Source organism: Phenylobacterium hankyongense (genome assembly GCF_003254505.1).
Taxonomy (GTDB): domain Bacteria; phylum Pseudomonadota; class Alphaproteobacteria; order Caulobacterales; family Caulobacteraceae; genus Phenylobacterium; species Phenylobacterium hankyongense.
Genome location: NZ_QFYP01000034.1, coordinates 1 through 309, shown reverse-complemented (window position 1 = coordinate 309; position 309 = coordinate 1). Strand labels below are relative to the sequence as shown.

Below are 309 nucleotides of genomic sequence, written 5' to 3'. Positions count from 1 at the left end.
CCACGTCCAGTAGGTGGACACGCCGATGGTGCTGTCCTCGCCGCCCAGGTACGGCACGGCCCAGGCCAGGTCGCGGCTGTAGCGCGCTTCGAAATCGACGCCGGAGGTCTTCAGCCCGCCGGTGTTCGCGTTGGTGATCGTCGCATAGTACGGCGGGGCGATTTCGCCGGTCACCGGGTTGCGGGCGATCGCCTGGCAGAACTCCGAGTTCGGATCCTGGATCACGTTGTAGCAGAGGTTCAGCGTGTTCTGCAGGCCGCCGCCCAGCTGGGCGATGGCGCCGTCGAGCTTGATGTCGAACCAGTCGAC

The 309-nt window shown here is 66.3% G+C and carries 1 pseudogene; it reads right to left on the bottom strand.

The features are described 5' to 3' along the window. Window positions 1-309 (bottom strand): annotated as a pseudogene (locus DJ021_RS19035) (TonB-dependent receptor); the annotation flags it as partial.